9 protein-coding genes are annotated in these 12,300 nt (G+C 69.2%); 5 read left to right on the plus strand and 4 right to left on the minus strand.

All coding sequences use genetic code 11. From position 1 onward, the window contains the following. Positions 1-2: 2 nt before the first annotated feature. On the minus strand, positions 3-2,750 hold the full coding sequence (locus tag ACP16H_RS10310) for a DUF2339 domain-containing protein (protein WP_425072200.1): 2,748 nt from the start codon (positions 2,748-2,750) through the stop codon (positions 3-5). Positions 2,751-2,960: 210 nt separating this feature from the next. Next, complete coding sequence (locus ACP16H_RS10315; RefSeq protein WP_425072201.1) at positions 2,961-3,974, minus strand: YcjF family protein; 1,014 nt, start codon at positions 3,972-3,974, stop codon at positions 2,961-2,963. Positions 3,975-4,217: 243 nt separating this feature from the next. Here ACP16H_RS10315 and ACP16H_RS10320 point away from each other — a divergent pair, with 243 nt between their 5' ends. Genes ACP16H_RS10320 through ACP16H_RS10340 form a run of 5 tightly spaced genes read left to right on the plus strand, consistent with a single transcriptional unit; the run spans position 4,218 to position 9,813 of the window. After that, a complete protein-coding gene (locus ACP16H_RS10320) occupies positions 4,218-5,183 on the plus strand; it encodes a cytochrome c oxidase subunit II (protein WP_425072202.1) in 966 nt (321 codons plus the stop codon). Continuing rightward, positions 5,180-7,732 (plus strand): cbb3-type cytochrome c oxidase subunit I, encoded by a 2,553-nt coding sequence (locus ACP16H_RS10325; RefSeq protein ID WP_425072203.1) that lies wholly within the window; start codon positions 5,180-5,182, stop codon positions 7,730-7,732. Before ACP16H_RS10320 ends, ACP16H_RS10325 begins: the two co-directional genes overlap by 4 nt. A 1-nt stretch (position 7,733) precedes the next feature. Then, entirely contained in the window at positions 7,734-8,123 is a 390-nt protein-coding gene (locus ACP16H_RS10330; RefSeq protein WP_425072204.1) for a hypothetical protein, read from the plus strand. Next, on the plus strand, positions 8,117-8,701 hold the full coding sequence (locus tag ACP16H_RS10335; RefSeq protein WP_425072205.1) for a cytochrome c oxidase assembly protein: 585 nt from the start codon (positions 8,117-8,119) through the stop codon (positions 8,699-8,701). The genes ACP16H_RS10330 and ACP16H_RS10335 overlap by 7 nt, the downstream gene beginning before the upstream one ends. Then, positions 8,698-9,813 carry a c-type cytochrome gene (locus tag ACP16H_RS10340; protein WP_425072206.1) on the plus strand — a complete coding sequence of 372 codons (1,116 nt, stop codon included), beginning with the start codon at positions 8,698-8,700 and terminating at the stop codon, positions 9,811-9,813. The genes ACP16H_RS10335 and ACP16H_RS10340 overlap by 4 nt, the downstream gene beginning before the upstream one ends. Positions 9,814-9,873: 60 nt before the next feature. On the opposite strand, the gene ACP16H_RS10345 is transcribed toward ACP16H_RS10340, so the two are convergent. Together ACP16H_RS10345 and ACP16H_RS10350 are read right to left on the minus strand one after the other, a co-directional pair. Beyond that, entirely contained in the window at positions 9,874-10,686 is an 813-nt protein-coding gene (locus ACP16H_RS10345) for a GNAT family N-acetyltransferase (protein WP_425072207.1), read from the minus strand. After that, positions 10,683-12,095, minus strand: a complete 1,413-nt coding sequence (locus ACP16H_RS10350; protein WP_425072208.1) for a YcjX family protein — start codon at positions 12,093-12,095, stop codon at positions 10,683-10,685. Before ACP16H_RS10350 ends, ACP16H_RS10345 begins: the two co-directional genes overlap by 4 nt. Between the last annotated feature and the right edge of the window lie 205 nt (positions 12,096-12,300).

Genomic DNA, 12,300 nt, shown 5'->3' on the forward strand with positions numbered 1-12,300 from the left:
CCTTAATCTGTGTCAATCGTCCGGCGCATCTGCACCCACCGATTGAGCCAGGCCAGACCCGCCAGCGACAGGCCCAGCAGCAGGAAGGAGAACACCCGCGCCAGCCCGTCCAGCCCCGAGGCGTCGATCAGGAAAACCTTGGCGATGGCCAGCGCGATGACGCCGATCCCGGCGCGGCGAAAGCCGTCGCGGCCGGTCTGCAACGCGCGCAGGAACAGCGCGGCGCCAAGGAACAGCAGCGCAACGGTGTAGCTGTATAGCTCGGGCTGGGTGATGCCGTGGCGCATCTCCATCGCGTCGCCGCCCTGCCAGGCGTGACGGATCACCAGCCCGGCCCAGAACGCGGTCAGCGCCAGTGCAACCGCGCCAAGCGCACGGCGCAGCAGGCGCGGCAGGTGGCCGTCCCTTTCCCAGCGCCAGAGGCCCGCCAGCAGCACCAGCGCGGGCAGCAGGTAGGCGGGGGCCAGCGTGTTCAGCAGCACCGGACCGGCGATGTGCTGGGTGTCAAAGATCGCGTCGAGCGGGTTGGCGACAAGCAGGCCCAAGCCCATCAGCGCCAGGGCCACCAGCCCGAACAGTGCCGCCAGCCCGATGCGCAACCACTTGAGGCGGCTGTGCAGGCGCAGGCGGTCGAGTTGCGCCAGTGCCACCGCGGCCCAGGTGGCCGCGTAAAGGCCCAGTTGCCAGTGCTCTGTGCCCGAGGTGGTGCCTCCGGTCAGCGCGTCGATCAGGTGGTCGAGCAGGACAGAGACCGTCAGCGCGCCCACCGACCAGCAGGCGCTTTCGAGAAAGACCCTCTCGCGGGGGCGATCCATGGGTTTCAGCAGGTGCCACGCGGCCAGCAGCGCCGCGAGGGTGCCCGCGTAGGCGGCGAAGGCCTCGATGAAAGGGGCGGAGGTGGCCCAGTCGAGGCCCGGGTCGGCCACCAGCCGGTAGCCCAGCGCGAGGACGCCCGCGACGATGTAGCCGCCCAGCGGGGCCAGGTCGAAGCGGCGGTCGAGCGCGGCGGCGGCCAGCACCGTGGCGGCGAGAGCGAGGGTCAGCGCGGCTTCGGTCAGGATCACCGACAGGGCGAAGGCCAGGCAGGCCAGGGCCGAGATCGTCGCCAGCGCGCTGCGCAGCTTGTCCGCGCCGTCGACGCGGGCAAAGCGGGCGGCGAGGCCGGTCATCAGGGCCGCCACCGCAAGGGCGTGCAGTGCCCAGGGCCATGTGCCGATCAGCTCGGCGGGGTGCCAGGTCAGTTCCAGCGCAAGGCCGCCCAGCGGTGCCATGAGGGCTGCGGCCGCGGCCCAATGCGCGGCAAATGGCGCGCCGCGCAGGGAGCGGTGGGCGGCGGCCAGTGTGAGGGCCAGCGGCGCGAGCAAGGCGAGGGTGACCTGGAGCGGGAGGCGCTGCTCGGTCTGGGTCGCGGTCTCGGCCAATTGGGTGCGCAGGGCGTCCAACAGCGGCCATGTGAGTTCCGGCGAGACGAGGAGGAACAGGACGGCCAGCGCGGGCAGGGCGGCGAGATCTTGCAGACCGGGCGCGCGTTTCGACCAGTAGGACAGCAGCGCGGCGAGCGCCGTGGCGAGGATCAGGGCGGTCCACCACGTGGTCGGGCTGCGGTCGGCGGCCACGATCAGGATGAGGCTTGCGGCGAGGGTCGCCCCGGCGGCCAGCAGCGTCGGGAAGGACGGCGTGCCGGCACCCAGCGCCTGTGTCAGGCAGATGCCCTGCTGGTCGGGGGTCAGGCTGCGTGCGGGGATCAGGATCGCCATGAGGGCGAGGGCGGCAGCGTAGGCTCCGAAGGCCATGTGCATGACCTCGGACCCGGTGGTGTACCAGAGCAGCGCTCCGGCGAGGACGCCCGCGACCAGCGAGAGCACCGAGACCCAGGCCCAGCGGCGCAGGGTGTCTATCCCGAGGCCAAGGGCGGTCAGCAGGGCGAAGTACAATAGCAGCCATTCCGGGGCGTCGGAGGAGCCGCCGACAAGGAAGGGCGCGGCCATGCCGCCGAGCACGCCGATGGCGGCCAGGAGCGGGCCGTTGAGCCAGCCAAGAAGGAGGCCGCCCAGCGCCGTGGCAAAGAGGGCGATCAGTGCCGGGGTGGGGGCGATGAGGTCATAGAGCTGGCGGGCGGCGAGGGTGCCGCCCATCAGGGTGACGAGGCCCGCCGAGGACAGGGTCGAGGGCAGGTAGGCCGTGGCCGTGTCCTCGGTATCGCCGGAGCGGCGGCGGATGCGTTCCCCGCCCGCGATGAGCGCGAGGCCAAAGGCGAGGGCAGAGGCCACGCGCAGGGGCGGAGAGAGCAGGCCTTTTTCCACGCCGTATTGCACGAGGAACAGCCCGGCCAGTGCGAGGGAGACCGCGGCGATGGCGTAGAACCAGTTTTGTTGCAGCCAAGCAGCAAAGCGCGCGGCAGTCTGCGACAGGGCAGAGGGGGGCGCGGGCGGTTGAGGCTCTGTCGGTTGTGGCGGGGTGCGGGTGGTCCAGGGCGTCGCGGGGGTCGCAGGCGGCGCAGAAGGATCGGGGCGCGGCGGGGCGACTGGGTTGACTGGTTCGACTGGGGCAACCGGGGCGGTCGTCGTGGCCGGAGGTGGGGTGTCCTGCGCCTTGGGGGGCGTGACCGCGATTGGCGGCGCTGTCGCGATGCGTGCTTCGAGGGCGTCAAGGCGGCGCCGCAGCCGGGCGTTCTGGACGAGGGTGATGATGACCCCCGCCGGAAGCCCCAGGACAAATGCCAACGCCAGGACAACAAGTAACGCTTCCACGAGGGACACTCCGCTGTTTGGCGAAGGTTAAACCCGTGAAGGCATTGACTGCAAATAAGGAATTCCGGACCCGGGCTTCGGGCTGCTCTGCGGAGTGCCCTGCGGGCACGCTTTGACAGGCCCTGCGGGCCCGGTGGTGGCTCTGCCCCCGTCTCCCGTGCCGGGAGACTCCCCCGAGGGTATTTGGATCAAGATGAAGCCCGGGGCCGGTCAGGCCTTGTCCTGGGTGAAGAGACCGCCCAGGGCGCTGCGGATGATGCTGCGCACCGAGGGGCGTTTTTTCGCGGTGAAGGGGAGGGGGCGGCAGACCTCCATCGCGGCGACGCCGACGCGGGCGGTGAGGGCGCCGTTGACCATGCCTTCGCCGAAACGGCGGGACAGTTTGCCGAGGATGCCCGCGCCGAAGATCGGTTCCAGCATGTCGTCGCCCACGGCCACGGCGCCGGTTGCCACGAGGTGGGAGAAGACGGCGCGTGTGAGGCGCCAGCTGCCCAGCGTACCGGAGCGGCCGCCGTAGATCTCGGCGATGCGGCGGATCATGCGCAGGTTCGACGTGAGCGCGGCGGCGACATCGGCCAGGGCGAGGGGCACCATGGCCGTGACGGCGGCGACCTGGCGGGCGGCGGCTTCGACCTCGCGGCGGGCCTGGGCGTCCAGGGGGGCGAGGATTTCGTTCTCGGCATGGTGGATGAGGGCCGGGGCGTCGAAGATCTCGTCGCGGCGCGCACTGAAGCGGTCGCGGCCCCAGCGGGTGTCCTCGCGGCCCTTGTAGAGGGAGACGAGGTCATCGGTCAGGCTGCGGGCCTTTTCGAGATCGTCTTCGGCCAGCGCGGCGTCGGCGGCGCGGTGCAGGGCGTCGATGCGGGCAAGGCGGCGGAAGGCGGAGAGTTCCTTGACGACGATGGCGGCGCAGACCAGCAGGAAGGCTGCAATCAAAGCGGTGACGGCATAGCCGAGGATCGGGTAGGCGGCGATCAGGCCCAGAGCGTAGTTCCAGGCTGCCAGCGAGATCACCGTGACCAGCAGGGCGCCGAGAAGGCTCCAGAACCAGCGGGCCAGCGTTGACGGGCGGTAGGCGGCCACCGCCGCGACGGTGCCCATGGCCGCGCCGTCCGGCAGCGGCGTCAGGTCCGGCACCGGCGGCGCGTCGGCCGGAGAGGGAGACGGGCCGCGCGTGGCGGTATCGAGGTCGATCAGGACGGGCCCCTTGGGCGGCTGGCTCATGATAACTGCTCCGAAGTCTTGGTGGGAACATAGGGGCGCAGGCCGCCGTCCGCCATCCCGGGTGCCGCCCTCTGGCTTCTTTGGTTTCACAAATACCCTCGGGGGAATCCGCCGCAGGCGGATGGGGGCAGAGCCCCCTCTCGGGCGCAGGGTTCCGGCGTTTCACGTCAAAGTGAAAATTCTCGGAACCAAGGCCGCGTGGGGACGTTGGCCCTCGGTAGGGCGTGAAGGGGACAGGATCGCGTGGGGCGCAGGATTGCATTGTTTACAGGGCTGTTGCTGGCCCTGTCGGCCTGCGACGGTCGGCACAACTGGATGGCCGGGGCGGGCGCAGAGGCCGCGACCGTGGAGCGGTTGTTCATCGTCCTGATGATCGGCGCGGCGGTCATCTGGACCGCTGTCGTGGGGGCCGCGGTCTATGCCCATACCCGGCGCGCCCATCCGAACCGCGAACGCGAGGCGCGTCTGTTCGTGATCTGGGGCGGGGCGGTGCTGCCGACCCTGTTGATCGGGGCTCTTCTGGTCTGGGGGCTGACGATCCTGCGCGACATCACCGCCGACGAGGGCGATCTGACCGTGCGTGTCGATGGCGAGCGCTGGTGGTGGCGGGTGATCTACGAAACCCCCGGCGGCGATGTGGTCACCGCCAACGAGATCCGCCTGCCCGTGGGATCGACCACGCTGTTCCGGCTGACGGCGGACGATGTGATCCATTCTTTCTGGGTGCCTGCGCTGGGCGGCAAGATGGACATGATCCCGGGGCGCGAGACGACGCTGGCGCTGACTCCGGTGAAGACGGGCAACTGGGGCGGGCTGTGTGCGGAGTTCTGTGGCGGGGCGCATGCGCTGATGCGGTTCGACACGGTGGTAATGGAGCCCGCAGCCTTTGATCTGTGGCTGGAGCAGGAGGCGCAGCCGGCGCAGGTGGCGGCCGGTGATCCGGGGTTCGAGGTCTTTCTCGACGAGGGGTGCGGCGCCTGCCACGCCATCCGGGGCACCGAGGCGGCCGGGCCGGTCGGCCCCGATCTGACCCATATGGCCCGCCGCGAACGGCTGGGCGCAGGGATCTACGACATGACTGCCGCGAATGTCAGCCGCTGGATCACCGACACCCACGCCATGAAACCGGACATCGACATGCCGCCTTATCCGCACCTTGACGGGGCGCGGCTGGAGGCCCTGGTGGACTTTCTGATGAGGCTGGAATGACCAACGAGATCGACCTGTCGCAACTGCCTCCGCCGCCGCCCTATGACAAGGAGCGCGACGCGGCGCAGCGGTCCCGTCTGCTAAAGGCCTGGGAGGCACCGAGGGGCTGGCGGCATGTGTCGGCGGTGAACAACTCCTTCGTCGGCAAGTGGTATCTGCTGACGTCCTTCGCCTTCTTTACCTTTGCCGGGATGCTGGCGCTGCTGATCCGGGCGCAGCTGGCGGTGCCGGAGAACGACCTGGTGAGCCAGTCGCTGTTCAACCAGCTTTTCACCCTGCACGGCACGGCGATGATGTTCCTTTTCGCGGTGCCGATCTTCGAGGCTGTTGCGATCCTGATCCTGCCGGAGATCCTTGGCGCGCGGGACCTGCCATTTCCGCGCCTGTCTGCCTTTGGCTATTGGTGTTTCCTGATCGGCGGGGTCTTTGTCTGCGGGTCGATCTTTTTCGGCGTGGCCCCGGACGGCGGCTGGTTCATGTATACGCCCTTGTCCTCGGACCCGAGGTTCAGCGGGCTGGGGACGGATATCTGGCTGCTGGGGTTGTCGTTCATCGAGGTGTCCTCGATCGCCGCTGCCGTCGAGCTGATCGTCGGGGTGTTGAAATCCCGCCCGCCGGGGATGCGGCTGAACCTGATGCCGCTGTATTGCTGGTACGTGCTGGTGGTGGCGGGGATGATCCTGTTCGCCTTTCCGCCGCTGATCGCGGGCGACCTGCTGCTGGAGATGGAGCGCGCCTTTGGCTGGGCCTTCTTCGACGTGGACCGGGGCGGCGATCCGCTGCTGTGGCAACACCTGTTCTGGATCTTCGGCCATCCGGAGGTCTACATCATCTTCCTGCCCTCGATTGCGCTGATCGCGACCATGCTGCCGACCTTTGCCGGGCGGCCCATGGTGGGGCATTCGTGGATCGTGCTGAGCGCGGTGGGCGTGGCCTTCCTGTCCTTTGGCCTGTGGGTGCATCACATGTTCACCACGGGGCTGCCGGAGATTTCGCTGTCCTTCTTCAGCGCGGCGTCAGAGGCGGTGGCGGTGCCGACGGGCATCCAGATCTTCTGCTTCATCGCGACGATGCTGGTGGCCAAGGTGCGGCCCTCGGTGCCGATGCTCTTTGCCGGGGGCGCGCTGGCGATCTTTGTCTTTGGCGGGCTGACGGGTGTCATGGTGGCGCTGGTGCCCTTCGACTGGCAGGCGCATGACAGCTATTTCGTGGTGGCGCATCTGCATTACACGCTGATCGGGGGGATGCTGTTCCCGCTGTTTGCGGGGGTGGTCTACTGGTATCCCTTCGTCACCCAGAAGAAGATGAACGACCGGGCGGGCAAATGGGCCTTCTGGCTGATGTTCGGCGGCTTCAACCTTGCGTTCCTGCCGATGCACTGGACGGGCGTCATGGGGATGCCGCGCCGGGTCTGGACCTATGACCTGTCGGACGGCTGGGCCGTGCTGAACATGGTGTCGACGGTCGGGTCGTTTGTCTTTGCCTTCGGGTTCCTGGTGTTCGCGGTGAACGTGCTGTGGCCGAGGGGCAAGGCCCCGCTGGTGGAGCGCAACACCTGGAACGCGGGCACGATGGAGTGGTCGGGCGAGGTGCCGGACAATCCTTGGGGCGTGCGGTCGATCCCCTACATCCACACGCGCTACCCCTTGTGGGAGCAGCCGGAGCTGCTGGGCCAGATGGATCGGGGCGAGTGGCTGTTGCCGGATGCGGAGGAAGGCAAGCGCGAGATGATCGTGACCGATATCCTCGACGCGCGGCCGCTGTTCGTGCAGCGCGTGGGCGGGCCGTCCTTCCTGACGCTCGGGGCGGCGGTGTGCCTTGGGGCGGTGTTCATCATCGCCACCTTCCACCTGTGGACGCTGACGCTGATCTTTGGTGCGGGGTTTGTCGGGTTCACGCTGTGGTGGCTGTGGACCGGAACGGCGCAGATCCCGGAAAAGCCGGTGAAGGACGTCGGGCGCGGGCTGGTCCTGCCGACCTATGCCCAAGGCTCACGGGCGGTCGGCTGGTGGGCGGTCTTCATCACGATGACCGGGGATATGACGGCCTTCATGGGGTTGGTGTTCTCGTATTTCTTCTACTGGACGGCGCTGCCGGATTTCCTGCCCGAGGTGGCCAAGCTGCCGGCGATGCTGCCCTTGGTGGCGGGGGTTGTCCTGCTGGTGGCGGCCTGGGCCATGACGGTCGCCGCGCGCGAGGTGCTGGCGCGCGGCGGGCGCGGGGCCAGCATGGCGCTGCTGGCCGGTGCGGTGCCGTTGGGGGCGCTGGGCCTTGGCGCGTGGTACTGGGCGGCCAGCGTCGTGGGGCTGGACCCGACGGTCACCTCGTTCGACGCCATGGTCTGGATGCTGATCCTGTGGATGGGGCTGCACCTGCTGCTGAGCTGGGTCATGCACCTCTACGTGGCGGCACGCATCTGGGCGGGCATCTGCACGCCGGAATATCGCGCCGACATCATCAACCTGACGCTGTTCGAGCATTTCGTGGCGGTGACCGCCGTGGTGATCTTTGCCCTGCTGGCGTTGTTCCCGCTGCTGATGGGGGTCTGACATGCCGGAGATCAAGCATTACGACGCGCCGAGGGTGATCGACAGCGGCTCGATCTGGATACTGGTGGCCGCGCCCTCGATCTGGGCGGCGCATTTCCTGGTCAGTTACTGGGTGGCGGCGGTGTGGTGCGCCAAGGCCGGGGGCACGCTGGCGGACCCGAGGTGGATCATCGTGGCGCTGGGGGTGCTGTGCGTGGCCGTGATCGGCTGGCTGGGCGTGATCGCGGTGCGGCGCTACGGCGGGGTCTTTGTCGTCTTTGAGGAGATCACCGAAAGCAGCGAGCGCGGGCGGGACAAGTTCGTCGGCCATGTGGCGCTGTTGCTTTGCGTGCTGTCAGTGGTCGCCATCGGGTTCAACGTGATCCCGGCGCTGGTGTTCGACCAATGCTGAGGGGGCCTCAGCTGGCGGGACTGGGGCTGCTGGCGGCGCTGTGGCTGTCGCCGCTGCCGGGGCTGGCCGCCGGGTCGATGGTGCTGCACATGGTGCTGCATCTGGGCGTGACCGCCGTGGTGCCCGCGCTGCTGGCGCCCGCGCTGCCGGTCCTGCGGCTGGGGCCGATGGCGCTGGTGCTGGGGGCGGCCTTCGAGATGGTCGTCGTCTGGGCGTGGCACCTGCCCTCGCTGCACCTCTGGGCACGGCTGTCGGGGCTGGGCTTTGCGCTGGAGCAGGGCAGCTTTCTGGCGGCGGGGCTGGTGCTGTGGGTGGTGGTGCGCGCGGCAGGGCCGTTCGGCGGGGCGGTGGTGCTGATGTCGGTGACGATGCACATGACGCTGCTGGGCGCGCTGATCGGTCTCGCGCCGCGCCCGATCTGGGGCGAGATCTGCGCCGGGCATCTGGGCCTGAGCGCGATGCAGGAACAACAACTGGCGGGCGTGCTGATGGCCGGAGGCGGCGGGGCGCTGTACCTGGTCGCGGCTTTGGGCCGGTTGGGACGCGCGGTGCGCGGGAGGGCCGAGGAATGGGCATGAAGCGATGGATTTTCGGCGGCGTGGCGGCTGCCGTACTGGCCGGAGGCGCGTTCTTTGCGCTGGCGCCGTACAATATCGCGGCCTCGGTGCCGCATCTGCCGGGGGTGGGCGAGGCGCTGCACCAGTACCTGAAAAATGCCGTCAGGGCGCGATCCGCTGCGCTGGAGGTGCCGGAGCACGTCGACCTGAGCGACCCCGGCCTGGTGCGGCTGGGCGCGGGGCATTACGCCACCGGCTGCCAGACGTGCCACGGTGCGCCGGGGATCGCCCGGTCGCCCGTCGTCGAAGGGATGCAGCCCGCGCCGCCGGAGCTGACCTCAGAGGCGTGGTCCGGGAAGGATTTCTACTGGATCGCGCGGCATGGGTTCAAATACACCGGGATGCCCGCGTGGCCGGGCGAGGGGCGTGACGACGAGCCCTGGGCGCTGGCGGCCTTCCTGACGCAGTATGACGGGTTTGACGCGGAGTCCTACGCGGAGGCGGCCTATGGCGCGGCGGATGCGTGGCAGGCGGGCGCGGTGCGCTTTGGCGAGCCGTCGGGCGCGGTGTCGGTCGATCAGGCCTGTGTGCGCTGTCACGGCGAGGACGGTCTGGGCCGGGACGGCACGGCGCCCAAGCTGGCGGGCCAGTCCGAGGCCTGGCTGACGCTGGTGCTGGACGCCTACGCGGAAGGTCATCGGCAGAGCGGGTTCATGGAGCCTCTGGCCGCCGGGTTGTCCGAGGCCACGCGGGAGGCGGTCGCGCGGGACTATGCCGGGCGGACGGCGGCATGGGAGGGGCGCGTCCTGCCCCTGGGGGATCCGCTGCGCGGCGAAGCCTTGGCGCAGAGGGGCGACGAGCATCAGGACCTTGCCAGCTGTGCCTCCTGTCACGAGGGGGCCGGGGCGGATGGCCTGTCGCCGCGTCGCGCCGATACGCCGAGGATCGCCGGGCAGGATGGCTATTGGCTGGTGAACTGGCTGCACATGTACCGCGATGCTGCGGGCGAGGGCCACGGTTCGGGTGATGCGGCGGGTCCAAAGACCCCGCGTTGGGCCTTGATGGTTGCGGCGGCCAAGCCGCTGACCGATGCGGATATTCTTGATCTGGCGGCTTATTACGCGGGGCGGTGAGCCAAAGCTCTTTCGTCCGAAAGAGCTTTGGCGCCCATCCTTTTCGTCGAAAAGGATGTGTCAGCGGGTCCAGGTGAAACGGATGTCCGGCAGACCTTCGTCGTTGTGCTGCCCGTCGGTTTCCTCGCCGGCCGCGAACCCCTCGCGGCGGTAGAAGCGCTGGGCGCCCCTGTTCTGCTGGAAGGTCCAGAGGTCGAGCCGGTCGCGGCCCTCCTTGGCGGCGGTCAGAAGCGCACTGCCGACGCCGCGCCCCTGCGCATGATCGGCAATGTAAAGGCTGTGAATGTAATCCCCCTCGCGTGCGAGGAAGCCCGCGATGCGCCCGTCCAACTCGGCCACGGTGATCCAGCCCTTGTCGATCATGCGGCCCGCGTGGGCGATGTCCTCGACCGACGAATGCAGGCGCGGCTTCCACGTCGCGGCGGTGACCGCCTGCGAGATGATGTCCCCCAGCTTGCCCGCGTCCAGCGGCTGACCGGCGCGCAGGGTGACGGCCTCGAATCCCGGCTGTGTCGGGATCTCCTGCGGCATGTCGTCAGGCAACGGGTCCCAAGGCGCGGGGGCGTCCTCGGGTGTCTCGTCGGGCAGGACGGGCGTGGTGTCAGGCAGTTCCTCGGGTGTTTCGGGAAAGGCCGGGGTGTCGTCCGGCGACTCTTCCGGCGCTTCGGGATCCGGCAGGTCCGGGAGCTCCTGTGGCAGGTCATCGGGCGGCAGGTCAGGCGCGTCCGGAGTTTCCAGAGGCGCGTCGGGGGGCGTTTCCTCGGGCTGGTCGGGGATCGGGTCCAGCGGTTCGGGAACATCGGCACCGGAGGCCGCCAGCAGGTCTCCGACAGGCATCGCCGGTGTGGTCAGAAGGAAGGGCTGGCGTGTCACAGGCGGTCTCCGATCAGGAATTGCGCGGCGCGGTCGAGGCGGATGTGCGGCGGGCCTTCGCCCGGTATCAGGGTCAGCGCGGCGGGCGCGAAAGCCATCACCGAATAATCGCCATCCAGCCAGTGATCCGCCCCCTGACGGGCCGCTGTCAACAGGTGGTTAGGGTCCTCGGGCAAGGCACCCGGGTAGAACGCCGCCTGCTTGCCGCTGTCCAGAAGCGTGCCGCGCACGCAGGGCAGGGCCTGGCCTTCGTGCTGGATCATCTCCTCGGTGGTGGCGCGCAGGGCCGCGAGCGACATGGCGGCGGTCTCGGCCCCGGCGAAACGCGCCCGGTCGCGGGCGTCGCGGGTCAGCGCCTCCATCACGGCGGTCAGCTGGGCGTGCTGGGTGTGGTGCAGGTGGTCGGCCTTGGTGGCGGCAAAGAGGATCTTGTCGATGCGCCGCCCGAGGAAAAGCGAGGCGAGGAAAGAGGACGCGCCGGGGCGGAAGGCGGTCAGGATGTCGGCAAGCGTCTGGCGCAGATCCTCGACGGCGCGCGGCCCTGCGTGGATCGCGCCCAGCGCATCCACCAGGACGATCTGCCGGTCGAGGCGCGAAAAGTGGTCCTGGAAGAAGGGTTTGACGACACGCGACTTGTACGCGTCGAAGCGGCGCTCGAACTCCCGGTACAGCGTGCCGCGCGCGGCCTTGATCGGCGGCAGCGGGGCAAAGGTCAGGACGGGCGAGCCCTCCAGTTCTCCGGGCAGCAGGAAACGCCCCGGCGAGCAGTCGGAAAACCCCTCCGCCCGCGCGGCATGCAGCGCCGCCGTGTAGGCGCGGGCCAGCCGCTGCGCCACGGGTTCGTCCAGCTTCGCCTCGGCGGCATCGGTTGTGGCCATCGCCACAAAGCCCTCGGGGTCGGGACGGTGGCCCATCCGGGTCAGCATCTGGTCCGACCACTCGGCGTAGGACTTCTCCATCAGCCCGAGGTCCAGCAGCCATTCGCCGGGATAATCCACGATGTCCAGATGCAGCGTCCGCGGCCCCTGCAAGCCCGCCAGCAGCCCCGAAGGCCGCACCTTCAGCGACAGACGCAATTCCGACACGGCCCGCGTGCTGTCAGGCCAATGCGGCGTGCGTGCGGTCAGCGCGGCCAGATGCGTCTCGTAGTCGAAGCGCGGCAGGGTGTCGTCGGGCTGCGGCTGCAAAAAGGCCGTCAGGATACGCCCCTCCGACTGCGCCACCAGCCCCGGCATCCGAGCCCGGTCCATGAGGTTCGCCACCAAGGACGTGATGAACACCGTCTTGCCCGCCCGCGACAGGCCAGTGACACCCAGCCGCAGGGTGGGTTCAAAGAACGTCTCGGAGATCGTGTTGCCGGCGCTTTCGACCGTGCGCGAAAGACTGTCGGCGATTGTCGTCAGGACCATGCGGCGCCCTTGTTGCTGCTCGCCCCTAACCTAGGGCTTCGCGCCCGGCGATGCCAGTGGTCCGGAAAACGGTGCCTTACCCTTCATCTTGATCCAAATACCCTCGGGGTCCGGGGCAGAGCCCCGCCGCGCCGTCAGGCGCGGTCCGCGCGCCGCCCCCCGGCCGCGCGCCCGGCCGCGTGGGCCGCCAACAGAAAAACCTGAA

The sequence above is a fragment of the Sagittula sp. S175 genome, from assembly GCF_049800975.1.
Classification (GTDB): domain Bacteria; phylum Pseudomonadota; class Alphaproteobacteria; order Rhodobacterales; family Rhodobacteraceae; genus Sagittula.

Coding starts and splice junctions, on each gene's coding strand:
- ACP16H_RS10330 (WP_425072204.1), top strand. CDS start 7,734: ATGCCGGAGATCAAGCATTACGACGCGCCGAGGGTGATCGACAGCGGC.
- ACP16H_RS10325 (WP_425072203.1), top strand. CDS start 5,180: ATGACCAACGAGATCGACCTGTCGCAACTGCCTCCGCCGCCGCCCTAT.
- ACP16H_RS10350 (WP_425072208.1), bottom strand. CDS start 12,095: ATGGTCCTGACGACAATCGCCGACAGTCTTTCGCGCACGGTCGAAAGC.
- ACP16H_RS10335 (WP_425072205.1), top strand. CDS start 8,117: ATGCTGAGGGGGCCTCAGCTGGCGGGACTGGGGCTGCTGGCGGCGCTG.
- ACP16H_RS10340 (WP_425072206.1), top strand. CDS start 8,698: ATGAAGCGATGGATTTTCGGCGGCGTGGCGGCTGCCGTACTGGCCGGA.
- ACP16H_RS10315 (WP_425072201.1), bottom strand. CDS start 3,974: ATGAGCCAGCCGCCCAAGGGGCCCGTCCTGATCGACCTCGATACCGCC.